Genomic DNA, 23,960 nt, shown 5'->3' on the forward strand with positions numbered 1-23,960 from the left:
ATCAGCTTGACGTGTCGCCACACGAGGTCGACAACCGGGTCAGTGCGTGATCCGCCAGTCGGCAGCCTCGTGTTGCTGACGCCAGAACTCGTCGAATCGCCCGCCTGCGGCAAGCAACTCCTCGATCCCGCCGTCCTCGATGATGCGACCACCATCGAGGAACAGCACCCGGTCGGCATGACGGATGCTGGCCAGGCGGTGCGCGACGATCACGCGGGTGCGGGCCTGCAGGTCCGCGGTGAGGGCGTCGACCACGGCCGCCTCGTTCTCGGTGTCCAGTGCGCTGGTCGCCTCGTCGACAAGCAGCACCGGCGCGGGCTTGACCAGTGCACGCGCGATGCTGACCCGCTGGCGTTCACCACCGGACAGCGCCGCACCCGCCTCGCCGACCTTCGACAGCTCGCCGTCGGGCAACCGGCCGGTCAACTCGTCGACCCGGGCCAGCCGGACCGCGCCGGACAGCCGCTCGGCGTCGGCGGCCGGATCGCCCACCAGGATGTTCTCCCGGATCGACCCGTCGAACAGGTACGGGTGTTGGAACACCACACTTGTTGCGGCTCGCCGACTTTCAGGATCGAGCGTGGCGGCGTCCACGCCGTCGATCAGGACCCGGCCGGCAGTCGGTTGATGCAGCCCGGCGATCAGCGACAGGATCGTGCTCTTGCCCGATCCGGACGGTCCCACGATCGCGGTGGTACCGCCCGGCTCCAACACAAAACTGACGTCGGACAGCACCGGGGTGTCGCCGTAGCCGAAGCTCACGTTGTCGAACTCGATGCGCGGCGCGGACTTCGGGTCGCCCAGCCCCGCGGTGCCGGCGGTGAGCGCAGGGGCGTCCAGAACTTTGCGGATCCGGCCCAGGGTGGCCCGAGTGGACTCGATCGCCGGTGCCAGCTCGCTCAGCGCGCTGAAAGGTTCCAGGTAGCGGGCGATCACGACGATCAGCGCGATCGCCTCGGGCACACTCAACGACCCCTGCACGGTCAGCATCGTGGCCATGCCGGCGAGGAAGATCAGCGCCAACTGGCTGGCCAGGCTGAACAGCAACTGTCCGGGAATCTGCATGCCCAGCAACCGAACACTGGCCCCGTGCTGGGCGGCCAGCGCCCCACCGACCATGCTGCGGGCCGGCTCCACCCGGCGGGCTGCCCGCAACGCCTGCTGGGTGCGCGCGAACTCGATGATCCGTTCGGTGAACGCACTGTTGGTCTCGTCGGCGACGCTGTCGGCTTTACGACTCAGCCGGCCCGACGCCCACAGCGCACCGAGGAGCACCACCACACCGGCCAACGCCGCCAGACCCAGCGGCAGCGACACCGACAGCAGAGCCAGCGCGATGGCGGCCGGCAGCAGGATCGCACCGATCAGCGGGGTCAGCAGGTTGACCACCAGGCCGACGAGTTCCGGCCCGGTCGACGCGATCGCCTGGCGGGCTGTCGAGGTGTTCTCGGCCGTCAGCCAGTCCAGCCGAATGTTCGGCAGCCGGTCGGCGACGTCGTGCTGCGTGTTGTCCAGCATCGCGAAGCCCAGATCGAAGCCGAGCCGCGAGGTCGTGGTGTCGACGACCCAGCCGATCACGGTGGCAGCGGTCAGCCAGCCCAGCCACGGCCACGCGTCCTGGGGCGTATCGCTGAACAATGCGGCAACCAGCGGCACCAGTAGTACGGTGCCGACCGCGCGGATCAGCACCGAGAACAGCGTCAAAGCTGAATAGAGGCCCACCTTGGGCCGCATCGCAGCGGGTACGAGGGTGATCAGCGTGCGGATCATCGGGCAGCCTCCCCGGCAGTGACGGTGTCGCGGCGTCCGGTTTCCCACAGCTGGTGGTAGCGCCCGGCTTTGGCGAGAAGTTCCTCATGCGTTCCGGTTTCGACGATCCGGCCGCCGTCGAGCACCACGATCTGGTCGGCGTGGGTGATCGTGTGCAGCCGGTGTGCGATCACCAGCACCGTGCGATCTCTGGTCAGCCGGTTGAGTGCTTGTTGCACAAGGTATTCCGATTCGGGATCTGCGAAAGCGGTTGCCTCGTCGAGGATCAGCACCGGGGTGTCTGCGAGGATCGCCCGCGCGATGGTGAGCCGTTGTTTCTCACCGCCGGACAGGCTGGCCGCCGCTCCGAGCGGGGTGTCGTAGCCCTCGGGCAGCCGCAGGATGCGGTCGTGGATCTGGGCATCGCGCGCGGCCGCCTGGATCCGGTCGATGCCGGCGTCGGGATCGGCCAGCGCGATGTTCTCCGCGACGGTGCCTTGTACCAGCTGGGTGTCCTGCAGCACGAAGCCGACCCGACGATACAGTTCGTCGGCGGTGAGGGATCGAATGTCTTTGCCGCCCAGCCGGATCGCTCCGTCACCGACGTCGTGGAAGCGAGCCAGCAGCGCAGCCAGGGTGGACTTGCCCGAACCCGACGGCCCGACCAGTGCGGTCACGGTGCCCGGTTTCAGAGTCAATGAAACGTCGTGGATCACCGGGACGCCCTGCCGGTAGCCGAAGGTCACGCGATCGAAAGCAACGTCACCTGGGGCGTCGGGCACACTTTCCTCGGTGCGCACCTCGAGTTCGGACTCATCGAGCGTGTTCTGGATACGACGGGCGGCCAGCATGCCGCCGCGGATCCCGCCGAGCCCGTATCCGATGCCCAGCAGCCGGACCCCGAATGTGGTGCCGAGCAACAGGAACGGCAGCAGGCTGACCGGATCCATGGCACCGGCGATGATCATCGGGGTGCCGACGACAACGATCAGCCACACGAAGGTGGCCGGCCGCGTCACCAGATCCATCAGGGACTTCTTGCCGGTGAACGGGCGCTGCCACGCTACGAGGAAACCGATGTACTCGTCGAGCCTGCGCCGGAAGCTCGACGACGCCGCGCCGCCGAACACTCGCACCACCGGCTGTCCTTCGAGGTAGGCACCTGCCTCACCGCTCATCCGCTCGGCCCAGCGTTGCGACTGCCCGATCTTGGGTCCGGACTGGATCGTCATCACCGACATCAGCACGAGGTAGGTGAGCACCGGGATGAACAAGACCAGCGCCAACCGCCAGTCCACGGTGAACAGGTAGACCAGCACCGCAACCGGGGCGACGACGGCCGCGACCGCATCCGGGATGGCATGGGTTACCAGGTAGTGCAAGGACAGCGTGTCGTCCTGCACCAGTTGCTTGATCGAGCCCGATCCGCGTGCGGTGAACCAGCCCAACGGCAGCCTGGCCATCTTGGTGAGCAGCCGGGTGCGCAGATCGCGGGCGAAGCGGGCATCGATCCAGTGCAGCCACAGCGTGAGCGCGGCGGCCAGGAACGTGCCGGTGCCGAGCAGGCCGACGGCGGTGAGGCCGAGGGTCCACAGTCGGTCGGAGTCGGCACCCGACAGCAGCAGCCGGGCCAACTCGACCAGTAGCACGAACGGCGCCAGTTGGACGAGCGTGATCACGGCCTGCAGCACGCCGGAGATGATGAGTTGACTCTTCAACGGCGCCAGCAGCCGGCCCGCGGCTTGGGCTCGCCAGTTACCGCGGGCTGGCTGGACCGCGGCCGGCTTCGAAACGGGTTCGGCCGCAGCGGGTTCAGTCGGTTTGGCGGCTTTGGCGGTTTCGGCGGTTTCGGAGGAAGTGCTGTCGGCCGGCTCGTCGTCGCGCTTGGTGCCCATCGCGCGGCCCTCGGTCCAGTAGGCCTGGGGGTGCAACTCGGTCTTGGGAAACCCGAACTCGCCCTTCAACCTGGCGCGCAGATGTTTGAGGGAGCCGGCCTCCGGCGTCACCCAGCAGTACCAGTCCGACCAGTCCCGCGCTTCGATCGCGGCAGCCAACGACGTGGTGTCTTCACGGACCACCCAGTGCAGGCGCATCAACGGATGCTCGGCGATCGGAATGAGCAGGTCGCTCTCGTCATGCTGCTCGAGGTACACCTCGATCGGAATGTCCCGCGGGACAGCGCCGATGATGCCGTTGATGGCCGGGGTGGCCGCGGCGTCGCCGATGAGCAGGTAGCCGGCTGGGGGTTCCTCCGGAACGGTGAACCCGGGCGAACCGAGAGCCACCACCGGGACGGTGTCGCCCGGGTCGGCGGCCCGCGCCCATTGGGACGCCGGGCCCGACGGCTCGTGCAACACCACGTCGATGGTGAAATGCCCACTCTCGGGGTCTATTTCGGTCATCGTGTAGGCCCGCTGGAATTCAGTCTTGGAGCCTTCGGGGTCCGGTATCCAGAACCGGAGATAGGACGTCGGCTCGGCCACCGCATCTTCGAACACCGTGGGTGAGACCATCCGGATCCGCAGCAGATTCGGTGTCACCTGCTCCCTACTGACCACGGTTGCCTGGTGATCGCGCGCGCCGAAGCCGCGCAACATCACTCCCTGGAATCCGCGTGCCATCAGCGGTCCTCTCCCGTGGCGGTCAACTCCGCCACGATGTCGTCGATCTGTCTGTCCGGTTGCGTCGCGGTCAGCAATCCCCGGATCAAAGCGTTCAGTAGAAGCTCCACGTACTGCCTGCTGCTGAGCTGCATCCCGGCGGTGTGCACCGGACCGAGGGCGGCGTCTCCTGCGAGGCGTTCGGCGACCGTGTCGCGCTCGCGGACGAAACCCGCATCGGTGTGGCTGGCTTCGGCCTTGATCTCGTGCTGGGCCGCGAGCGCGATGGCCAGGACGGCCACCGAGCTGCTGAGCAATGCTGCGGCCTCGGCGGTGTAACCGCGTCGACCCAGAAGGGAAACCTCGTCGGCGAGCAGCCTCGCACCGGCCTCACCGCGCGGAAACAGCAGCTGCAGATAGGCCGCCAGGCCGGGGTGCTCGCGCGCGAACCCGTGCAACTGCATCCCGAAGGACAACAGATGTTCCTCGATGGTTTCATCGGGATCATCGGCGATTTCGAGTTGGGCAAGGAGGCTTTCCCCGACCAGCCGCTCAAGCTCCCACCGGCCGCCGATGTGTCGATACAGCGCGGTCGCCGAGACGCCGAGACGAGCGGCGACGGCGTTGACACTGAGCCGTCGCATACCCAGCTCACGCCCGGCCTCGACGATGTCGGCCACCGCGATGAGCGGCGGACGACCGCCGACGCGCGATGCGACATCGTGAAGTGCCACGGCTTACCCCCAAAAGGAAAGTTACCCCCACAAACTAAGGGTCACCTTACCGGTCGTCAACCTCCACCTATTCATAACGGAGCAATTGCTCTGTTATCGTGACGGCATGCCACGGCCGCGCCTCTACGAACCGGACGTCGTCCTCGACGCCGCCGAGTCGTTGGCCGTCGCCGCCGGGCCCGCATCGGTGACGGTCCGCGCGATCAGCGCCGCGGTGGGGTTGTCCAACGGCGCGATCTACCACACGTTCGGATCCCGGGCCGGCCTGCTGAGTCGTGCGTGGTTGCGGGCCGGGCGCCGGTTCCTGGCGCTGCAGCGCGAGTTGGTGGACGCGGCCCGGCCGGGCACCGACGCGATAGCCGCCGCTGCCCAAGCACCGGTAGCCTTCGCCGAACGCCACCCGGCTTCGGCCACCCTGCTGCTGCGGATGCGCCGCGAAGAGGTGCTCGACACCGAACTGCCCGGAGATCTGGCCGCCGAGCTTCAAGAACTCGAAAAGAGATTGGTGGAGTTGATGATCCACCTTGCCGACGGCGCCTGGGGACGCCGGGACCGGGCAGCCGTCGACACGGTCACCACCTGCATCGTCGACCTGCCGACGGCAATCCTGCTGCACCGCAACAGACTTGCCGACACCACCGCACGCCGCCATCTGTGCGCCGCGGTAGAAGCCGTACTGGCCGTCGGGCCACCACCACAGGGCACCTGGAGAAAGGGAACACCATGACACCTACACTGGATTACGACGGCGACATCGCCGTGCTCGACCTCGGGGACGACGAGAACCGCTTCTCGCCCGAGTTTCTCGACGAGGTCGACGCGCTGCTGGACGCGGTCCTCGACAAGGGCGCACACGGTCTGGTCACCACCGCGGACAGCAAGTTCTACTCCAACGGCCTTGACCTCGATTGGCTCGGCGCCCACAGCGATCAGGGCGCCTGGTATGTCGGCAAGGTGCAGGGCCTGCTGGCGCGGATCCTGACGCTGCCCATCCCGACGGCCGCGGCGGTGGTGGGGCATGCGTTCGGCGCCGGCGCGATGCTGGCCATCGCGCACGACTACCGCGTGATGCGCGCCGACCGCGGCTACTTCTGCTTCCCCGAGGTGGACATCCACATCCCGTTCACACCGGGGATGGCCGCGCTGATCCAAGCCAAGCTGACCCCGCAGGCCGCGGTCGCCTCCATGACGACGGGTCGCCGGTTCGGCGGTATCGAGGCACGTGAGCACGGCCTCGTCGACGCCACCGCAGGCGAAGGTTCGGTCACGGTGACGGCGACCGAACTGCTGCGCCCGCTGGGCGGCAAGGATCACGGCACGCTCGGCGCGATCAAGAAGACGATGTTCGGCCAAGCCGTTACGGCGCTGCAGACGACCTAGTGCGCACGTCTGTGCCACAGCGTTACTGGCGCACTTAGGGCCATCCATCGTTACGTCGAGGATGTGGGTCAGTATTGAGCTGCAATCCTAGGCGTAGATGCTGCGTCAGACCGGGATGGTCGTCCCCGTCTCACGTTCGGCGAATTGCACCACTTCGGCGGCGATTTCGTAGTCACAAGCGAGTGCTGACCGGCCGATCAGCACCGGACTACCACGCAGTCCGAACTTGCCCTCGACACCGACATAGCTGCCGGGTGGGATCGGCTCACTGATGCAGTACAGCGTCGGCGCTGCCCCGGCATCGATGTCGTTGGCGAGCATGTCGGCTACCGCGTTGACGCCGCGCTGCACCACCGACATCAGCGGCTTGTCCGAAACATTGGGCAGGTTGGAGGCGACCCAACCCGGGTGGGTCAGTTGAGTGACGATGGGCGACTTCGCTTCTCGCAGTCTGCGGTCCAATTCGAGGCCCCACAGCATGACCGTGAGCTTCGATCGGGCGTACGCGCCCAACACCGTCCACTTGTGGCGACGCAGGTGCATATCGTCCAGCCGCAGGGTGGCCGACCGGTGCGCGTCGGAGCCGACGTTGATGATCTGCGAACGAACGCGGTCGAACAACAGATTGGTCAGCGCGAACGGGCCTAGCAGGTTGGTGCCCAGCGTCATCTCGAAGCCGTCGACGGTGTCGGTTCGGGTCTGGCTGAGCGCGCCCGCGTTGTTGATCAGGATGTCGACGGGTCCTTCGAAGAGGGTCGGAAACGCCCGGACCGACGACAGGTCGGCGAGATCGAGCTTCACCACTTCCGTGGAGCCACCGATCTCGGCCGCCCGCTGTGCTCCCAGTTCGGTGTTGCGTACCGCGAGGATGACGTGCGCGCCTGCCCGCGCCAGCGCCCGGGCGGTGCCAAGCCCCACCCCGTTCGTCGCGCCGGTCACGATGACGCGCTTGCCGGTCAGATCGCCGAGCCGACTCGGCGACCATTTGCTTGTCTGCGGTGTCACAGGGGTGAGGCTAGCCGCCGGTTGTGAGCATTGACACACCCCGCCCCCGGCTGGTTAATTAGCAGTTCGAACCAGATGGGCAATCACCTTGGGTAACAGCGCGCGTGACATCGAGAACCTCATCTACACCTACGCCGAGCTGCTGGATGCAGGCGACCTGGACGGGGTCGCCGAGCTGTTCGCGCACGGCCGGATCTGCGGTATCGAGAACGGCCCACCGGAGACCGTCTTCACCGGAACCGCAGGCGTGCGGCAGATGTACGAGCTCGCGACCCGGATCCACGACGACGGGACACCCAAGACCCGGCACCACACCAGCAACGTGCGCATCGAGGTCGACGACGATCAGGGGACGGCCACCAGCCGGTCCTACTACCTTGTCACCCAAGCGACAGCCGAATTGCCGCTGCAGGTCATCGTCACAGGCCACTATCACGACACCTTCCACCGCATCGATGACGTGTGGTGGTTCGACTCCCGGACGATGTTCGTCGATCAGGTCGGCGACATGAGCCACCACCTCAAGTGGTGACTGCGCAGCGCGCGGCTTTCGATGCGGCGCAGGTGCTGTCGGCGGCGCAGCAGAAAGAAGGTCTCGAAGACTGGGGCCCGGTCCTGTTCGAGACCCCGCTGACGCATCTGCTGGCCGACTACGCGCGGGCCGACCTCAACGAGGTGGGCGTGCACATCCTGCGGTCCGGGATCGTGCACAGCCTGCGGATGAGACTCCGTGCCCAGGAATGGATCCGGCGGTTCCCGGCGATCGTGGAAGAGAAGATCGTCGCGCCCGTCGTGGTCGTCGGCATGATGCGCAGCGGCACCACACTGGCACAGCGCCTGCTCGCCGCCGACCGCCGCTTTCACTGCGCGTACGGGTGGGAGGTGGTCGAGGCGGCACCCAAACTCGGCTACCCCTTCGACGGCGAGGACCCCAGGATCGCGATCAGTCTGGCCAGGGAAGCCAAGTCCCGTGAACTGGCGCCGGAACTGTTCGCCATCCATCCGATGTATGCGCTCGAACCTGAGGAAGAGATCGTCTTCCTCTCCGATGCGTTTCTGTCCCACGTGCCGGAGTCAGGTGCACAGGTGCCCGCATACCGGTCCTGGATCGACGCACAGGATTTCACGCCCGCCTACGAATATCTGCACCGGATGCTGCAGTTTCTGCAGTGGCAGAAGCGCCGGCACGGCGATGCGACCCGCCGATGGGTGCTGAAATCGCCTGCGCACCTTGGCTATCTGGATACGCTCCGGCGCCAGTTCCCCGATGTTCACATCGTGCACATGCACCGCGATCCGCGCGACACCATCGCATCGGGTGCCAGCCTGAACGCAACGTTGCACGCGATGCATTCCGACATGGTCGACCGGCACGCGGTCGGTGCGCAGTGGCTGGAGAGGATGGGATGGGCGGTCGACCGCGCGATGACCACCCGCGACAGCTGGCCCGACGACTCCGCGCGGGTCACAGACATCGAATTCGCCGATGCCGTCGCCGACCCCATCGGGCAGATCGCCAGGGTTTACGACGCCATCGGACTGGAGTTGACCGCCGATGCTGAAGCGGCCATGCGACGCTGGCTGGTCGAGCGTCCCCGCGAGGCCACACGCCCGGTCTATGCGCTGCACAGCTATGGACTCAGCGATGCCCAGGTCGACGAGCGATTCGCGGCGTACACCGCGCGGTACCGCACTGACGCCCAGACCTCAAGGAGGAGCTAGTTGTCCGAACATCCGATCGCGTCCGCCGAACAGCACGAACAGGAGTTGGCGGCACTGGAGTTGACCGAGCACCCCACCGTCAAGGCCGCCTACCGCAGTGTCGCCGACACCTGGTTGAGCCGGGCCAAACCATCTGATGCGATGCGGGCGCGGTTCGCGGATGCCTTTGCCGAGGTGATGTTCTCGGCAGCGGTGTGGTCGTCGAACCAGGACAAGCTGCGGCCGAAGGTCAGCTGCATCACCCGGCTGGCTCATCCGGTGGATGGCCGGGCCATCCCCGGATCCCGTTGGGGCATCGACAATCCGGACAGCGTGTACCGGGTGATCCCCATCTCCGGCGATGAACGGTACGAGATCCGCGGCCGCGTAGGGGATCACCGGATGACGGAGAATTACTTCACGCTGTGGGACGCGAACATGGGAACGGTCGACGTGCTCAACGGCCGGACCATGGCGGTGGATTCCGACGGATCGTTCACCATCACGGTCGACTCCGAACCCGCCAACGGCCGGCCCAACCACGTGCAGTCCACGTCGGCTGCGCACGAGTTCTACATCCGGGACGTCCTGCTGGACTGGGCGCGTGATGATCCCAACCACTTCGCGGTCGAACGTCTCGGTGCGCCACCGGTGTCGGCGCCCCGCACGCTCGACGAGCAGGCCGAGGCCACCGCCGCCATGATGGCCTATTTCGCCGATTTCACCGGCAAGCTCAGCCACGGGGCCTACAAGATGCCGGCCAACCGTTTCAACCTGGCCTGGTCGGCCGACAGGGCCGGGGCCATGCGCAACCAGGTGTATGTGATGGGCCGGTTCGACCTGCTGCCCGACGAAGCCTTCGTCGTCGACGTGAACGACGGCGGCGCAGAGTATTTCACCGTGCCGCTGAGCAACATCTGGGGCACCACCTTGGACATCGTCGACCGCACCGGCAGCCTCAACAAAGCTCAGTCCACCCCGAACGCGGACGGCAGTTACACCTACGTCATCTCGGCCAGCGATCCCGGCGTGCGGAACTGGATCGACACCGACGGACTGACCGAAGGCATTCTGACGCTGAGGATGGCGGAGTTCGGGCCCGACGGTCCCCGGGAGGATCTCGGTGCACATGGCCGGGTGGTTCGGCTCGAGGATCTGACCGCCGAGGACCTGCAGCCGGTGACCACGCAGGAGCGTGCCGCCGAACTTGCCGCGCGACGCAGCGCGTATCTGCGCCGGCTACCCGAAGGGACAATCTGAGATGGCACGCTGGTTGGTCACCGGCTGCTCGACCGGTATCGGGCGGGAGATCGCCCACGCTGCATTGGAATCCGGTCACCAAGTAGTCGTCACTGCGCGGCGCGTCGAAACAGTGCAGGACCTCGTCGACGAGTTCGGCGAGCAGGCACGTGCCGTCGGGCTCGACGTCACCGACATAGGCCAGATCAGCGCTGCGGTGCAAGCCGCCGACGAGGCGTTCGGCGGGATCGACGTGCTGGTCAACAACGCAGGCCATGGCTACCTCTCGGCGGTCGAGGAGGGCGAGGACGCCGCGGTCCGGAAGCTGTTCGACACCAACTATTTCGGTGTCGTGGACATGATCAAAGCGGTACTTCCGGGCATGCGCGAGCGCCGCGCGGGCCACATCGTGAACATTTCGTCCATGACCGGGCTGGTCGCCAACCCGCCAAACGCCTACTACTCCTCGACCAAGTTCGCGCTCGAAGCATTGACCGAAGCACTGGCAGCCGAGGTCAAACCGCTGGGAATCAAGGTGACGGCCATCGAGCCGGGCGCCTTCCGCACCGACTGGGCGGCCCGCTCGATGCAGGAAACCCGCTCGGAAATCGACGATTACGCCGAGAATGTCGGCGCCCGTAAGACGCTGATCAAGCAGTTCGCCAATGATCTGCCCGGAGACCCGCGCAAGGTGGCCGCGGCGGTGCTGATGGTGACCGGCCTCGACGAGCCGCCGTTGCGATTGCTGTTGGGCCGCGACGTGCTCAAGGCTGTGCGCGACAAGCTTGCGGCGATGTCGGCGTCGATCGACGAATGGGAAGCTGTGACCCGCGACGTGAACTTTCCTAAAACATGACACCGGGGCTGGATGGCCGCGTCGCGTTCATCACCGGCGCCGCCCGCGGCCTCGGCCGGGCCTACGCGCTGGCGTTGGCGAGCGCGGGCGCCGACATCCTCGCCGTGGACATCTGCGCCGAGTTCGAGTCCACCGACTATCCCGGTTCCACTCCGGACGATCTGGCCGAGACGGTCAAACGAGTTGAGACCCTGGGCCGCCGGATCGTCGCCCAGCAAGCTGACGTGCGCGACGCCACCGCCATCGAGACCATCGTCGGCGAGGGTGTCGCCGAATTCGAACGCCTCGACATCGTCATCGCCAACGCGGGGATCATCCGGCTGACCGACAGCGACAAGCCGCATCAGGTTTTTCAGGACATCGTCGACGTGAATCTCGTCGGCGTCTGGAACACCGTGGAGGCGGCCATCCCCGCACTGATCGACGGTGGACGCGGTGGATCGGTGGTGCTGGCCAGTTCAACCGCAGGGATCAAGGCCGCCGGGACCGACCGGGCGGGTCTACAGGCCTACACCGCGTCGAAGCGCGCGCTGGTGGGACTGATGCAGGGCTGGGCCAATCAGCTTGCACCGCATTCGATCCGGGTGAACACCATTCACCCGAGCGGGGTCGCCACCGACATGATCCTCAACGAGACCACCATGGCGCTGGCCGCCGCCGAGGATCCGTGGCTCGCGGGCATGCAGAACGCGCTGCCGATCCCGTTGCTACAGCCCGAGCAGGTGGCCGGCGCCGTCGCGTGGCTGGTGAGCGACGCGGCGTCGTTCATCACCGGAACCACCTGGCCGCTCGACGCCGGCTTCACCGTGCGTTGAGCGCCGCAAAGTCGACGGGTGGTCAGTTACCCCAGCCGCGCTGGCCGTCCCAGCCACCGCAGATGCCGTTGATGCAGCCATGGCCCCAGCCACCCTGAACCGGGTTCCAGCCGCCGCAGCCCTGCCAGCCTGGTCCGCTGTCGCAGCCACCGCCGCCGCCGGCGTCGCCGCTGCCGCTCGGACTGGCGAGGACGACCTGATTGGTTCCGGTCAGGTCGGTGAGAGTGGTAGGTGCGTCAGCAAAAAGCGCCGCTGTCGGTCCGGCTGCAATCGCGGCTGCGGCTCCTGCTACGAAGACTGACCCCACAAGTTTCCGTATGGTTAGCATGACTCCATAATCCTCCGCTGTGAGCCTTCTGCCAAGTAATTTGTGAGGGCAGCCACTAGTTTTCGAGAAAGTAGTGGTCAGGCGGGTGTGTAGCGCAGCATCGTGACGGCGCTGTCGGGATAGTCGTGAAACACCGGACGCACCCGCATACCGATGCGCAGATCCTCGGCCGCCACATCGACCATCTCGGTGGAGAAGCGCGGGCCTTCATCCCATTCCACGACAGCAAGCATTTGCGGGACGGCGTCGGCGAAATGCGGGCCGACCGGTCGGCGCGCCACCGTGAACGTATACAACGTGCCCATCCCGGAGATCTCTCGCCACTGCAGGTCCGCGGCCAGCGTGCGCGGCGCCAGGACCCGCGGGTAGAACACCCACGCATCGGTGGACGGCGAGTACTGGATGACGATGCGATGTTCGCTCAACGCATCCCAGAACGGCGCGCTGGTAGGTGTTTTCACCGGCATGGGCCGGGCGAATCCGGTCATCAGTCGCCTTCCAGGATCAAGGTCGTCTGTTCGGAGAGGATGCCGCCGTTGCCGGAGACGAACGCCCGATCGCAGTGGGCTACCTGGGCAGCACCGGCACGACCCATGATCTGGCGGGTGGCGTCGCACACGTGATGCATGCCGCCTGCGAGTCCGGCCTGACCGAACCCGAGTTGCCCGCCCGCAGTGTTCAGCGGGAAGTCACCGCGGAAGGTCAGGTCATGATCGGATACGAACGCCATGCCCTTGCCCTTCTCGCAGAAGCCGGCATCCTCCAGGCTGAGCAACACCGTGATGGTGTAGCAGTCGTAGATCGACACCATGTCCATCTGGCCTCGGGTGAGCCCGGTCATTGCGAACGCCGTATCGGCTGCCCGCCGGATCGGGGTGTCGAGCAGGTTCTCGGCGTAGGTAGGGGTTTTGAACGGCACATGTTCGCCAAAACCTTTGACCCACACCGGCCGGTTGCGTGCGCGGGCGGCGACATCGGCGTTCGCGACGACGACCGCGGCGCCACCGACGCACGGCATCACGATCTCCAGCATGTGCAGGGGGTCGGCGATGACGGGGCTGGCCAGGACGTCTTCGATGGTCAGCGGTTTGTCTTTCCAGATCGCACCGTCGGTGTGGTTGGCGTTGACGCGCTGATCCACCACGATCTTCGCCATCGCCCGCTCGTCGTAGCCGTACTCGTGGGCGTAGCGCTGCGCGACCTGGCCGTACGGGCCGTTCTGACCGAGGTTGCCGTACGGGATCTCGAATTCGGCCTGCGGAGAACCGTATTGGTTGCTCGATGAGCCGAAGAACACCGCGTCGGTCAGCGGCTTGGGCTTGCGCTCCGAGGTCGCGGTGATATATCTGGCGGGCAGTGCGCACAGCACGACGTCGCAGATGCCGAGTTCGACGGCTGCGGCCGCGCGCCACACCATTCCCGCGGCACTGGCCCCGCCGAGGTCAACCATCTCCGCGAAGTTCGCCCGCACGCCGAGGTATTCGGCGACAGTCGAGGGTACGAAGATCTCCGACTCGCCCAGGTGCGAGGTGACGATGCCGTCGACGAGCTCGGCCGAAAGCCCCGCGTCATCGAGAGCAGCCGCCGCCAGCAGCGCCCACTGTTCGAGCGTGAACGGCGCCGGAGACGCTGCGCTCATCCGCTCGGGCGGCAACTCGACATAGCCGACGATCGCGGCCTCACCCTTTAATCCCATAACCGGCTCCTCATTTACGGGGCAAGCCCAGAATCATCTGGGCGATGATGTTGAGCTGAATCTCGGTGGTACCGCCGCCGATCAGCTCGGCCGGCAAGTCCAGATATGGCGCCACGACAGCTGGCTCGCTGTCCTGTTCGAGTGCCAGCCGCCCGGTGAGGCCCAGCGTGAGGGCCGCTGCTCGGCGGAGCATCACGTTGGTGGCGACCTTGGCGATGCTCGACGCCGGGCCGGGTGCCTGCCCGTCCAGCAGGCGCAGCGTCTCTCGCATACCGAGCGCCTTGAGTGCATTGGTGTATGCGTCGACCTCACCGATCGCGTGCAGTACCGGATCGCGATCCGCGCTCACCTCGGCGAGTTCCCGCAACGCACCAACCCGGTCGATGTGCACGTAGCCGCTTATCGCGACCCGCTCCTGGGCCATCGTGCTGATCGCCAGCTGCCAACCCGCCGTTGGCTCGCCGAGCAGCATCTCGTCGGGGATGAAGACGTCGGTGAGGAACACCTCGTTGAAGTCCGCACGCCCGCTGGACTGGATGATCTGGCGGAATTCCACTCCGGGCGAACGCATGTCGAGGATGAAGTAGCCGATGCCGCGGTGCTTGGATGCGGCTGGGTCGGTCCGCGCGAGCAGGGCTCCGTAATCAGCCCGGTGCGCAACCGAGGTCCAGATCTTGTGCCCGTTGATGATCCAGCCACCGTCGACGCGGGCCGCTCGCGTGGTCAGCGACGCGAGGTCCGAACCGGCACCGGGCTCGCTGAACAACTGGCACCAGGCCAGCTCGCCACGCAACGTCGCCGGTACGAACCGCTGCCGCACCTCGTCGGTACCGGCGGCGATGATGCTCGGCAGAATCCATTCCGCGATACCGATCGACGGGCGCTGCAAAGCACGCTTGCCGAATTCCTCATCCACGACGAGCTGTTGACGCACGGTGGCGTCGCGTCCCCACGGCGCCGGCCAGTGCGGGGCGATCAGGCCGGCGCCGGCCAGAAGGTCGCGTCGCGCGCCGGTGGCGAACTCCGGGCGGTCGTCCTGCCGGCCCGCTCCGTCGTCCACCAGTGTGAGCGCGGTGTCGAGGACGTCGCTCACGGAGGCTCGGAAGTCCGCGTCGGCATCCCCGAGGTCGACTGTCATATCGCGCGTGGCGATTCCGGACAGTTCACCCAACTGGCGGGTCCAGCGTGACACCGGACCGATCGAGGCGGCCAGGCTCGTGGCCCGGCGCCAATAGAGGTGCAGATCGTGTTCCCAGGTGAAGCCGATCGCGCCGAGCATGGTGAGCGCTTCGAGCACCAGACCGGGTGCGGGCGTCACCGCCATGACGGCGGCCGTGGCGGCCGCCAGCCGGTGCTGATCGGCGCTATCGTGTCCGACGGCACGTACCGCGTCCCAGGCCGCCGCGGTCGCCAGCTGGCTGTTGACCAACAGCATGGCGGCCTTGTGTTGCAGGGCCTGGAACGTGCCGATCGGCTTTCCGAATTGTTCACGGGTGCAGAGGTGTTCGGTGACCGACCGCACGCACCACTGCATGACGCCGGCGGCCGCGCACGCGGTCAGGGCGACGGTGAGGCTGACGATTCTGTCTTCGTCGAGTCCGGACAGTACCGCTGTGTGCGGCACCGGGTGGTCCTGCAGGTGCAGGATGCCGAGATCCGTGGTCAGGTCGGTGCCGGTGCGCGCCTCGAGATCGCATCCGGCGGGATCAAGCACCGCCCACAGCAGTGCACCGTCGGCACGGCGGGCAGGCACGATCACGCGCTGTGCCGAACAGATGCCCAGCGTCAGACCGGAGGAGCCGCTGATGCGCCAGCCGTCACGCTCGGCCACCGCGCTGAAATCGGAGTGCTCCGGCAACACCACGGTCGCGGTGGCTCCGGCCGCGATCTCTTCCAGAAGTGCTGTGGCGGGGTCGCTTTCATCTGCAATCGACACCACCGCGCCGGCGATCGCGGTGGCAGGCAGTGGTCCGGGCAGGAGTGCGGACGCGGCGGCTTCCAGGACACAGGCCATGTCGGCGAGTTCGCCACCCTGACCGCCGACGCTCTCCGGCAGGTGGACCGCGTGAAACCCGTTACCCACCAATTCATCCCACCAGGACGGTAGCTTGCCCTTCGCAAGCCCGTCGAAGTCGGCGCGGGTCGTGGCGACCGGCGCGTGGCGGTCGGCGAACCGGCGGACCGCTTCGCCCAGTTGTTCCTGTTCGGGAGTGAGTGCGATGGTCATGCGCGCCTCCTGGAGACGAAGAACCGGGCGGCCTCTGCGATGGCGTCCGGTGTCGGGCCGGGTTGCCAGCCGAGCTCCCGCACCGCCTTGCCGTGATCCATCGGCGACATCAGGTGCATCAACCGCACGGTCAGCGGACTCAGCTTGGTGTCACGACGGGCCAGACGCGCCACGCGCTCGGCGACAGCGCCGGCGGCTGCCAGTACCCGGATCGGCACACCACGCTGTGGCGGTTCGACATCGACTGCTGCACATGCGGTTTGATAGATCTGCTGGGCCGTCATGAAACGTTCCGACACGATGTAGCGTTCGCCGGGCCTGCCGTGTTCGCCGGCCAGGATCAACGCATCGGCAGCGTCGGCGATTCCGACAACCTCGGCGGCCGCCCCTTTGACATAGAACGGCAACTTGCCGCGCACCGCCGCGGCGACGAGCCCGCCGTGTGGTGTCGGAAGCCAATCCCCCGGGCCGTAGGTATTCGAAACGCACATCGCCACCGCGGGCAGTCCGTGTTCCCGGTGATATCGCAGCACCATCTGCTCGGCGAGCACTCGGGTGCGCACGTACTCACCGCCGACATCGAGCCAGTTGTTCGGCATCTCCTCGGTGGCACAGCCGGATTCAGCCAGCCCGATGGTGGCGATCGAGCTGGTGAACACGAACTTGCGCAAGTTTGCGTCGACAGCTACATCCAGGACGCGTTGCAGCCCTTCGACATTCGTGCGCCACAACGGTGCCGGATCGCGCAGCCAGGCCCGCGCGTCGACGACGCAGTAGTACACCACGTCACAGCCGGCCATCGCGGCGCGCACCGAGTCCTCATCGAAGATGTCGCCGTAGCGCCGCTCGACCGGCAGGTCGTCGATGCCCCGGGTGGAGCTGGTGCTGCGGATCAGCACCCGGACGTCGTCACCACGCTCGACCAGCCGCCGGGTGACGTGCGCGCCGAGGAAACCGCTGGCCCCGATGACCAGTTTCGTAGCAGTCATACGCCCTTGCGTTCATCCTCGTCCGCGATTCGCGAGACGGTCCGTCTCGTCTTGTGGGAGACTACGGTGCGTAGCTGTTGGTGTAAAGACACCCGAGGACGCCCAGATGACCACCGAAACCCAGCCCCCGCGCCGGCGTAACGAAAGGTCTCGGGTGGCTATCATCGAGGCCACCCGAGAATTGTTGCTGGACCGCGGTTTTGACGGGCTGAGTATCGAGGCGGTTGCGGCGCGGGCCGGGGTCGGTAAGCAGACCATCTACCGCTGGTGGCCGAGCCGGCCCGCCTTGGTCGCCGACGTCCTGCTCGAGGATGCCGACAAGATCCTGGCCACGATGCCGACCACCGACGACGTCACCGCAGACCTGGTCTCCTGGGCGGGAACGCTGGCCGCGGCGCTGACCACCAAACGGGGCTATGCCATGCTGCGCACCCTGACGGCCGCGTCACTCGAACACGAGGACACCGCGGCCCGGCTGCGCGCGGGTTTCAGCCGGCCACTGCTCGACTCCGTTCGGAGCCGACTGCTTGTCGAGGAGGTCGACGCGGATACCGCGCAAGCGGCCGCCGACGCCGTGTTGGGCGCGGTCGTCTACGCGATCCTGTCGGAGGGCCGAAGCTACTCGAAGCAGCGCGCCGAAGACACCGCCCGCATGATCGTGGCCAGTCTGCGCATAAGCCGTTAGGCCGGGGGGACCGCTCCGGGCGCGCGAACCACCATCGGGACCGCGGGAAAGTACGAAGCCATCTCCGAACGACACTTGCGCAGTGCCGCGGTGCCGTAGCCGCGCTTGCGGAAGTCGGGGTGAATCCAGATCCGGACGTTCACCTCGCCGCCGACAAGCTCGCCGAACACCATTCCGACCTTCTCGGTGCCCTCGACGGCCACGAACCACGCCGCCTCTTCGGCATTCACCCGGCCCAGCGCCGCGCCGATCTCGTCGTCGAGTTCGGCGGCGGGCGCTCCTGAGCCGTCACCGCTGGCGCCGACATCAGCAGTGCGAGCCGCAAAGATGTCGCGGTCGGCGGCGGCCGAGAACGCCCGCAACTCCAGCGTGTCCCCCGAGCTCGCCGGGCGTTCGCCCACCGTGAAGCTCAGCTGGCTGTTCAGGTCGTCGAGTTCGGCCGCGATCTGACGGCGGGAATCCTTGGTGATCTGCGCGAAGGACAACCCGATCACGGCCTCGGCGGCGGCCTGGGAGGTGCCGAGCAGGTCGGACACCGCGTCGATGGCGCCTCTCCGATCCTCGGCCTCCACGATCACGTCGAGCAATTCGTGCCGCCGGTTGAGGGCATTGAGCAGAGCGTCGGCAATTTCGCGCCGCGCCGCGGCCTTGTCGTGATCGGTCATAACTGTGAGCGTAGAACAGCGACCCGCTACGCACCTGAGGCCCGCTTCTTGACGGCAACGACGGCGTCGACAATCAGGAAAGCCAGCAGACTGAGCCCGAACAGCGGCAGGCACCAGCCGATCGCGACGGTCACGAGCGCCACAGTCGCGATACCCAGCGGCGGGAGCCGTCGGATCGAGCCACGCAGCGGGGGGCGCCCCACCGCCCATGCCGAGCCCCGGGTGGGACGGCGCTGCCACCACATCCGGTAGCCACGCACGATCACGGTGATGAGGCCGATCATGGTGAGCGCCAGGGCGATCTGGTTGGCTAGGCCGAACAGGAGACCCATATGGGCTTCGATCGTCCATTCGGTGAGCTTGGCCAGCAGGGGCCAGTCCGCGAAGTCGACCCGGTCGGTGATCGCCCCGCTGTGCGGATCCACGGCGATGGAGTCGTAGCGGGTCGGCCAATTGCGCTTGCGCTCAGCGACTTTCCAGGCTTCGCCCGATTCTGCCGGTGGGTTCAGCCACATCGGGCCTTGCAACCCGGCCGCTTCGGCGGTGCGCAGCACGGTGTCCGCGCCGTGCAGTGCGGTTTGGCCGCCGGCGTGACCGTGATGGGGCGCGGCCGCGGTACGTCCGCCGGCCAACGCGGTCTCGACGCTCGGTGCGGTGGTGTTGAGCTGGGTCTGAATGCCGTTGACCGTCTCACCCGCATACCGCGACCAGGTGATACCGGACACCGACAGGCCGAGCAACACCACGACCGTCCACACCCCGACCGCACCATGCCAGGACATCGTGCGTCGTCGGCCGGTGACCGCGCGGTCCGGTACGACGAGGCGACGCCCACTGTCGCGCCGCTGTAGGAGCCACAGTGCCAGCCCGGCGAGGGCGATCACCCACATCCAGCTCGCCGCGAGCTCGCTGTAGTTGCGTCCGAGCGCGCCGAGGTGGAGGTTGCGGTGCAACTCGTCGAACCAGGCCCGTACCGGCATCCACTGGCCGTATGTGGTGAGGGCACCCCGGACCTCACCGGTGTAGGGGTCGACGAAGACCGTGCGGGAGTAGTCGGGTGGCACGTCGTCGACGATCAGGCGCACCTGGGTGGTCTCGTCGGGTTCGACGGGTGGCCGGATGCTTTCGACGGAACCTTCGGGGTGCGCGGCGCGGGCCGCGACGAGTTGATCGGCCAGCGGCAGACGGTGCTCGCCGACCTGGTCGACGGTCAGCTCGTGGCGGAAGACCATGTTGTCGATCTGCGGGATGAGCGCATACAGCAGGCCGGTGACAGCCGCGATGAGAATGAACGGGCCGACGAAGATGCCCGCGTAGAAATGCAGCCGTACGAGCAGGGGGCGGATGGCGTTGGGTTTGACGGGTGGGGGTTCGGTGCGTAGTTGATCGTCAGGGGTCGTGGTCATGGGAAATGCCTTCGCTCAAGGGAAGCGCGCAGCCGGGCGCGCAACGGGCAACAGCCCGTCGGCAATCCGGCGGGCTTTAACGGAAGCGAGCGCGCGCTAAACGCGCGCAGCGGGAAAACGCGGGCGGTGCCCGCATTCCCAGACCGGTGCGCAGCAGAACAGGCCGCGCCACCACCACGTTCGACGGCCACCAGACCGCTCGGCCGGAAGGCCGAATCCGGGCCGCAGTGAAGATCCGCAGCCAGCACAACACTGAGCCGCAGACCACATAGAGGTATTCGACGGCGCCGATCAACAGGCCAAGCCCGATCGCAGCGCCGATGTGCAGCGCCAGCATCGGCGCGGTCAGCAGCGCGGTGGCGTGATGGTGACCGCCGGTCATGGAAAGCGCCAGGTGGCCGAGGGTTTGACCGGCACCGAGACCCGCGATCAGCAGGGCCGCCTTGGCGGGCCGCGTCTGCGGGCTGAATCCGGCCACCGCTGCGCCAAGCGTCGCGCACAGCGTCAACAGCACGACCAACGGACTACTGGCCGGCGCTGCACCACCGGCCGCGGTGTGCGCCACCGCCGCGGTCAACGCCGAGCACGCACCGACCAGGCCGCCGCGCATGCGCGCAGCGTGGTCGACAGGCGTGCTCACCTGCGGAACTTTACCTGCCAGGCACGTTGGCTATCACGGCGAGCGCTTCGGCCACCTCGGCGAGCGGTCGTGTGGTGTCCAGTTCATGCGTCGCACCCGCACGCAGCAGTGGTTCGGTCTCGTCGATGTCACGGAAGATCTTGGCCAACTCGGCGGCGGTCTTGCCGAAATCGTTGCCGGTGCGGGTCCGTACGCGGTGAAGTATCACCTCTCGAGGTGCGGTTAGGAGCACGACCGCAGTAAACCTCGGATAGAAGACAATCTGATTGGCCACCGTTCCCTGGACGAACAGCGGGCCGGTACGCGGCCGGTCGAGCAGCGCGTGGATGTACGACTCACGCCACATCGGTTCACCGTCGACCGTGTGTATCCAGTCCCCATAGTCGGTGTCGACGGTTTCGTAGCCACGCGTGGCCAGCTCGGCCAGGACGGTGGACTTCCCCACGCCCGACATGCCGGTGATCAGGATCGCGGTCACGTCCGCAGTGTCGCATCCGGTGGTGTCGTGCCCCCGGCCTAGTGTGACCCCTCGTGTACGACCAATACGAGCTGATCGCCGCCGAGTATGCCGAGACCTTAGTCGACGACTTCGATGCCAGACCTTTTGATCGACGCCTGGTGGAGTCATTCGCCGACCTTGTTCGCCAATCTGGCGGCAGCGACGCTCTGGACGTAGGCTGCGGACCCGGCCCGGCCGCCGCCGAACTCAGCCGCTGCCTGAACGCCCAGGGCATCGACGGATCCGCAGCGATGGTTTCCATTGCGCAACAGCGGTATCCGCAGATTCGCTTCCGGGTGGCCGACATGTTCGCGCTGCCCTTTCCTGACCGCACGTTCGACGCAGTGTGTGCCTGGTACTCGATCATTCATACGCCGACCGATCGACTCCCCCAGCTTTTCGAGGGTTTCAGCAGAGTGCTGACCGACCCGGGCTGGCTGTTGCTGGCCTTCCAAACTGACGCGCCCCCTTCGGTTTACGATGAAGCATTCGGTCGTCAGGTGGACATGACCTTCTTGCGGCACGATACATCCGCGGTGTGCGATGCCCTGCACACCGCCGGGTTCACCGTGTACGCAACAGCGAGGCGTGAGCGCCAAGAGCAGCTCAACGAGATCACCGCTCAAGCCTTCGTCATCGCACACCGGACGGCGTATCAGGTTGGTTGACAGTCGGTTTCGCCGTCGTCCTTGTTGGGTTCGGTGAGGTAGGTCTGCGGGTGATGGTAGTTGTTGATGCGGGATTGGCCGATGTCCAGCAGGGGTGGCGGGATCCATTCACAGCGCCCGTTGTGGGTGATGCGGGTGGTCCACTTGCCGGGCCCGACCAGACGCTGATCCGGCCCACACCCCAGGGCAAGTTCAGTGATATCGGTCAGCCCACCCTTGGCGAAATCGGTATCGGCATGATGGGCCTGACACTGATAACCACCCGCAGTACACCCCGGCCGCGTACAGCCCCGATCCCGCGCGAACAACAACAACCGCTGCCCCGGGGTGGCGATCCGTTTGGTCCGACCGAAATACAACGGCACATTCGACGCCGCGTCGAACACCGCCAGATAATGCCAGGCGTGGGCGGCCAGCTTGATGACGTCGGGGATCGGCAGTTTCGATCCGCCGGCGGTGACCGCGATCCCCGCCCCGGCTTCCAGTTCCTGCAGGGTGGTGGTGACGATGATCGACACCGGCAACCCGTTGTGCTGCCCCAACTCCCCCGACATCAACGCATGACGCCCCACCGCCAGAAACGCATCATGAGTGCGCTGCGGGATGCTGCGGGTATCGGCCTGGATGGCTTCCTCGGACGGCACCCCACTGATGCAGGGGGTTTCATCGTCGGGGTTGCACATCCCGGGCGCGGCGTATTTGGCGCGGGCCGGTTCCCACGTCGCACGAAACTCCGGGGTCACCCACCCCGACACCTTCGACAACCCATCGGGCTGCTGCGGATGAAACGTCAGGCCCCGCTTGCGCTCAACCGGAACATCGATCGGCTTGTCGCCATCCTGATCCAACAAATACAACGCCTCATTGACCGTCTGACCCAGCGTCTCCGGGGTTTCGCGGGCGGCGACCGCCACCAACTTCTCCTCAAACCGCTCCCGGCGTTGCTGGTCGACCCAGTCCGGGCATTTGGTGAAAAACTTCTCCAACTCCTCCACATGATCGGGGGTCACCCAACCCCCCGCCTGCGCCGCCGCGGTCGCCGCACGCCGCGGCGCCAGCACCTCACCGGTCACCGACGTCCGCGGGCCCAGGTTGATCGCATCGCGAAACCGCCGCCGCGCCTCATCCCCGGAAATCCGCAACCGGATCCGCATCACCTCCGGCCAGGACTTCGCCCCGATCACCGCCGGGGTGGTCTGCTCGGCCAACGCCGCGATCGCCGCATGCTCGACCACCGGCACCACATTGCGCACATCCTGAACCCCGGCACACACCTGAAGCAGATCGGCCGCCGACAACGACCCCCACGGCAGGCCCCGCACACCCTCTATCGCTGCGCTCAACGCGGCGAGCCTGGCAGCCACCGTGGAATCCATGCATCGAACACTAGTTCGAACTACTGACAGAATGCGCGGGAAACTCGCGAGCGTGCGCAAAATGCCGCTCCCACACGGCATGTCGACCAACAGACACGCACGCTCGCCGGAGAAGGTCACCGGAGAAAGTAGCAAGAGAAAGTTGCTTCTGGCCCAGGTCGACCGGCCCGCTCCGGCCGGAGCCGTACGCTGGCGATGTGGTTGACCTCCGTCCCGACCTCCATCCCGGCATAGCCGTCCTGGCTCCCCTGCTGGGCACGTGGGCGGGCCCCGGCGCCGGTGAGTACCCGACGATCGAGCCGTTCGACTATCTCGAGGAGATCACCTTCGGCCACGTCGGCAAGCCGTTCTTGAGCTACAGCCAACGCACCAAAGCCCGCGACGACGGCAGACCCCTGCACGCCGAGGCCGGATACCTCCGGGTGCCGGCTCCAGATCGGGCCGAATGGGTGCTGGCGCATCCGACCGGCATCACAGAGATTCAGGAAGGCACTCTGACGGCCGACGGAGACAGCATCGCGATGGAGCTGACGGCGACCACGATCGGCCTCACCGGGACAGCCAAGAACGTGACTGCGCTGGCCCGCTCGATCAGGGTGGTGGGCGACGAGTTGACCTACACCGTGCGGATGGGTGCGGTCGGGCAACCGCTGCAACACCACCTGGCCGCGACGCTGCACAGGAAGCAGGCATGAACCAAAT

At 66.7% G+C, this 23,960-nt stretch carries 24 protein-coding genes; 10 read left to right on the plus strand and 14 right to left on the minus strand.

Going from position 1 to position 23,960, the window contains the following annotated elements:
* Positions 1-39: 39 nt before the first annotated feature.
* Genes ABQF30_RS13110 through ABQF30_RS13120 form a run of 3 tightly spaced genes read right to left on the minus strand, consistent with a single transcriptional unit; the run spans position 40 to position 5,083 of the window.
* Entirely contained in the window at positions 40-1,770 is a 1,731-nt protein-coding gene (locus ABQF30_RS13110; RefSeq protein WP_448464259.1) for an ABC transporter ATP-binding protein, read from the minus strand.
* Entirely contained in the window at positions 1,767-4,370 is a 2,604-nt protein-coding gene (locus ABQF30_RS13115) for an ABC transporter ATP-binding protein/permease (protein WP_448464261.1), read from the minus strand. The genes ABQF30_RS13110 and ABQF30_RS13115 overlap by 4 nt, the downstream gene beginning before the upstream one ends.
* On the minus strand, positions 4,370-5,083 hold the full coding sequence (locus ABQF30_RS13120; protein WP_448464263.1) for a TetR/AcrR family transcriptional regulator: 714 nt from the start codon (positions 5,081-5,083) through the stop codon (positions 4,370-4,372). Before ABQF30_RS13120 ends, ABQF30_RS13115 begins: the two co-directional genes overlap by 1 nt.
* A gap of 106 nt (positions 5,084-5,189) precedes the next feature.
* Here ABQF30_RS13120 and ABQF30_RS13125 point away from each other — a divergent pair, with 106 nt between their 5' ends.
* Together ABQF30_RS13125 and ABQF30_RS13130 are read left to right on the plus strand one after the other, a co-directional pair.
* A complete protein-coding gene (locus tag ABQF30_RS13125; protein WP_448464265.1) occupies positions 5,190-5,810 on the plus strand; it encodes a TetR/AcrR family transcriptional regulator in 621 nt (206 codons plus the stop codon).
* Positions 5,807-6,463, plus strand: a complete 657-nt coding sequence (locus ABQF30_RS13130) for an enoyl-CoA hydratase-related protein (protein ID WP_448464267.1) — start codon at positions 5,807-5,809, stop codon at positions 6,461-6,463. Before ABQF30_RS13125 ends, ABQF30_RS13130 begins: the two co-directional genes overlap by 4 nt.
* A gap of 105 nt (positions 6,464-6,568) precedes the next feature.
* Here ABQF30_RS13130 and ABQF30_RS13135 read toward each other — a convergent pair whose 3' ends face one another.
* A complete protein-coding gene (locus tag ABQF30_RS13135; protein WP_448464269.1) occupies positions 6,569-7,468 on the minus strand; it encodes an SDR family NAD(P)-dependent oxidoreductase in 900 nt (299 codons plus the stop codon).
* Between the two features lie 88 nt (positions 7,469-7,556).
* Between ABQF30_RS13135 and ABQF30_RS13140 the strand changes: the two genes are divergently transcribed.
* From ABQF30_RS13140 to ABQF30_RS13160, 5 genes are read left to right on the plus strand one after another with little or no spacing between them, the layout of a single operon-like run.
* Positions 7,557-8,000 (plus strand): nuclear transport factor 2 family protein, encoded by a 444-nt coding sequence (locus ABQF30_RS13140; protein WP_448464270.1) that lies wholly within the window; start codon positions 7,557-7,559, stop codon positions 7,998-8,000.
* Positions 7,997-9,190, plus strand: coding sequence for a sulfotransferase family protein (locus tag ABQF30_RS13145; RefSeq protein ID WP_448464272.1), 1,194 nt, complete (start codon positions 7,997-7,999; stop codon positions 9,188-9,190). The genes ABQF30_RS13140 and ABQF30_RS13145 overlap by 4 nt, the downstream gene beginning before the upstream one ends.
* Positions 9,191-10,429, plus strand: a complete 1,239-nt coding sequence (locus ABQF30_RS13150; protein WP_448464274.1) for a hypothetical protein — start codon at positions 9,191-9,193, stop codon at positions 10,427-10,429.
* Between the two features lies 1 nt (position 10,430).
* The gene (locus ABQF30_RS13155; protein ID WP_448464276.1) at positions 10,431-11,264 is read left to right on the plus strand and encodes an oxidoreductase; all 834 of its coding nucleotides are present in this window, start codon (positions 10,431-10,433) and stop codon (positions 11,262-11,264) included.
* Complete coding sequence (locus ABQF30_RS13160; RefSeq protein ID WP_448464278.1) at positions 11,261-12,079, plus strand: mycofactocin-coupled SDR family oxidoreductase; 819 nt, start codon at positions 11,261-11,263, stop codon at positions 12,077-12,079. The genes ABQF30_RS13155 and ABQF30_RS13160 overlap by 4 nt, the downstream gene beginning before the upstream one ends.
* Before the next feature lie 22 nt (positions 12,080-12,101).
* On the opposite strand, the gene ABQF30_RS13165 is transcribed toward ABQF30_RS13160, so the two are convergent.
* From ABQF30_RS13165 to ABQF30_RS13185, 5 genes are all read right to left on the minus strand, one after another.
* The gene (locus tag ABQF30_RS13165) at positions 12,102-12,407 is read right to left on the minus strand and encodes a hypothetical protein (RefSeq protein WP_448464280.1); all 306 of its coding nucleotides are present in this window, start codon (positions 12,405-12,407) and stop codon (positions 12,102-12,104) included.
* Between the two features lie 77 nt (positions 12,408-12,484).
* Positions 12,485-12,895 carry a Zn-ribbon domain-containing OB-fold protein gene (locus ABQF30_RS13170; protein ID WP_448464282.1) on the minus strand — a complete coding sequence of 137 codons (411 nt, stop codon included), beginning with the start codon at positions 12,893-12,895 and terminating at the stop codon, positions 12,485-12,487.
* Positions 12,895-14,103, minus strand: a complete 1,209-nt coding sequence (locus ABQF30_RS13175; protein ID WP_448464284.1) for a thiolase family protein — start codon at positions 14,101-14,103, stop codon at positions 12,895-12,897. Before ABQF30_RS13175 ends, ABQF30_RS13170 begins: the two co-directional genes overlap by 1 nt.
* A 10-nt stretch (positions 14,104-14,113) precedes the next feature.
* On the minus strand, positions 14,114-16,330 hold the full coding sequence (locus ABQF30_RS13180; RefSeq protein ID WP_448464286.1) for an acyl-CoA dehydrogenase family protein: 2,217 nt from the start codon (positions 16,328-16,330) through the stop codon (positions 14,114-14,116).
* Positions 16,327-17,319 carry an NAD-dependent epimerase/dehydratase family protein gene (locus tag ABQF30_RS13185; RefSeq protein WP_448464288.1) on the minus strand — a complete coding sequence of 331 codons (993 nt, stop codon included), beginning with the start codon at positions 17,317-17,319 and terminating at the stop codon, positions 16,327-16,329. The genes ABQF30_RS13180 and ABQF30_RS13185 overlap by 4 nt, the downstream gene beginning before the upstream one ends.
* 106 nt (positions 17,320-17,425) lie before the next feature.
* On the opposite strand from ABQF30_RS13185, the gene ABQF30_RS13190 reads away from it, so the two are divergent.
* On the plus strand, positions 17,426-18,004 hold the full coding sequence (locus ABQF30_RS13190; protein ID WP_448464290.1) for a TetR/AcrR family transcriptional regulator: 579 nt from the start codon (positions 17,426-17,428) through the stop codon (positions 18,002-18,004).
* On the opposite strand, the gene ABQF30_RS13195 is transcribed toward ABQF30_RS13190, so the two are convergent.
* From ABQF30_RS13195 to ABQF30_RS13210, 4 genes are all read right to left on the minus strand, one after another.
* Positions 18,001-18,669 carry a GNAT family N-acetyltransferase gene (locus ABQF30_RS13195; protein ID WP_448464292.1) on the minus strand — a complete coding sequence of 223 codons (669 nt, stop codon included), beginning with the start codon at positions 18,667-18,669 and terminating at the stop codon, positions 18,001-18,003. The two genes, ABQF30_RS13190 and ABQF30_RS13195, sit on opposite strands and share 4 nt — an antisense overlap.
* A 26-nt stretch (positions 18,670-18,695) precedes the next feature.
* The gene (locus ABQF30_RS13200) at positions 18,696-20,075 is read right to left on the minus strand and encodes a PepSY-associated TM helix domain-containing protein (protein WP_448464294.1); all 1,380 of its coding nucleotides are present in this window, start codon (positions 20,073-20,075) and stop codon (positions 18,696-18,698) included.
* A 76-nt stretch (positions 20,076-20,151) separates the two neighbouring features.
* Entirely contained in the window at positions 20,152-20,715 is a 564-nt protein-coding gene (locus ABQF30_RS13205; RefSeq protein WP_448464296.1) for a hypothetical protein, read from the minus strand.
* Positions 20,716-20,725: 10 nt separating this feature from the next.
* Entirely contained in the window at positions 20,726-21,193 is a 468-nt protein-coding gene (locus ABQF30_RS13210) for an AAA family ATPase (RefSeq protein ID WP_448464298.1), read from the minus strand.
* 53 nt (positions 21,194-21,246) lie between these two features.
* On the opposite strand from ABQF30_RS13210, the gene ABQF30_RS13215 reads away from it, so the two are divergent.
* Complete coding sequence (locus ABQF30_RS13215; protein ID WP_448464300.1) at positions 21,247-21,882, plus strand: class I SAM-dependent methyltransferase; 636 nt, start codon at positions 21,247-21,249, stop codon at positions 21,880-21,882.
* On the opposite strand, the gene ABQF30_RS13220 is transcribed toward ABQF30_RS13215, so the two are convergent.
* Entirely contained in the window at positions 21,870-23,258 is a 1,389-nt protein-coding gene (locus ABQF30_RS13220) for an HNH endonuclease signature motif containing protein (RefSeq protein ID WP_448464302.1), read from the minus strand. The two genes, ABQF30_RS13215 and ABQF30_RS13220, sit on opposite strands and share 13 nt — an antisense overlap.
* A gap of 197 nt (positions 23,259-23,455) precedes the next feature.
* Between ABQF30_RS13220 and ABQF30_RS13225 the strand changes: the two genes are divergently transcribed.
* Positions 23,456-23,953: a peroxynitrite isomerase gene (locus ABQF30_RS13225; protein WP_448464304.1), complete on the plus strand. Its 498-nt coding sequence runs from the start codon at positions 23,456-23,458 to the stop codon at positions 23,951-23,953.
* The last annotated feature ends 7 nt before the right edge of the window (positions 23,954-23,960 follow it).

Source organism: Mycolicibacterium sp. XJ870 (genome assembly GCF_053483975.1).

What these genes read in the sequence shown, in the direction of transcription:
- ABQF30_RS13220 (WP_448464302.1), bottom strand. Translation starts at nt 23,258, where the DNA reads ATGGATTCCACGGTGGCTGCCAGGCTCGCCGCGTTGAGCGCAGCGATA.
- ABQF30_RS13165 (WP_448464280.1), bottom strand. Translation starts at nt 12,407, where the DNA reads ATGCTAACCATACGGAAACTTGTGGGGTCAGTCTTCGTAGCAGGAGCC.
- ABQF30_RS13125 (WP_448464265.1), top strand. Translation starts at nt 5,190, where the DNA reads ATGCCACGGCCGCGCCTCTACGAACCGGACGTCGTCCTCGACGCCGCC.
- ABQF30_RS13200 (WP_448464294.1), bottom strand. Translation starts at nt 20,075, where the DNA reads ATGACCACGACCCCTGACGATCAACTACGCACCGAACCCCCACCCGTC.
- ABQF30_RS13190 (WP_448464290.1), top strand. Translation starts at nt 17,426, where the DNA reads ATGACCACCGAAACCCAGCCCCCGCGCCGGCGTAACGAAAGGTCTCGG.
- ABQF30_RS13115 (WP_448464261.1), bottom strand. Translation starts at nt 4,370, where the DNA reads ATGGCACGCGGATTCCAGGGAGTGATGTTGCGCGGCTTCGGCGCGCGC.
- ABQF30_RS13155 (WP_448464276.1), top strand. Translation starts at nt 10,431, where the DNA reads ATGGCACGCTGGTTGGTCACCGGCTGCTCGACCGGTATCGGGCGGGAG.
- ABQF30_RS13170 (WP_448464282.1), bottom strand. Translation starts at nt 12,895, where the DNA reads ATGACCGGATTCGCCCGGCCCATGCCGGTGAAAACACCTACCAGCGCG.
- ABQF30_RS13180 (WP_448464286.1), bottom strand. Translation starts at nt 16,330, where the DNA reads ATGACCATCGCACTCACTCCCGAACAGGAACAACTGGGCGAAGCGGTC.
- ABQF30_RS13160 (WP_448464278.1), top strand. Translation starts at nt 11,261, where the DNA reads ATGACACCGGGGCTGGATGGCCGCGTCGCGTTCATCACCGGCGCCGCC.
- ABQF30_RS13195 (WP_448464292.1), bottom strand. Translation starts at nt 18,669, where the DNA reads ATGACCGATCACGACAAGGCCGCGGCGCGGCGCGAAATTGCCGACGCT.
- ABQF30_RS13110 (WP_448464259.1), bottom strand. Translation starts at nt 1,770, where the DNA reads ATGATCCGCACGCTGATCACCCTCGTACCCGCTGCGATGCGGCCCAAG.
- ABQF30_RS13185 (WP_448464288.1), bottom strand. Translation starts at nt 17,319, where the DNA reads ATGACTGCTACGAAACTGGTCATCGGGGCCAGCGGTTTCCTCGGCGCG.
- ABQF30_RS13175 (WP_448464284.1), bottom strand. Translation starts at nt 14,103, where the DNA reads ATGGGATTAAAGGGTGAGGCCGCGATCGTCGGCTATGTCGAGTTGCCG.
- ABQF30_RS13130 (WP_448464267.1), top strand. Translation starts at nt 5,807, where the DNA reads ATGACACCTACACTGGATTACGACGGCGACATCGCCGTGCTCGACCTC.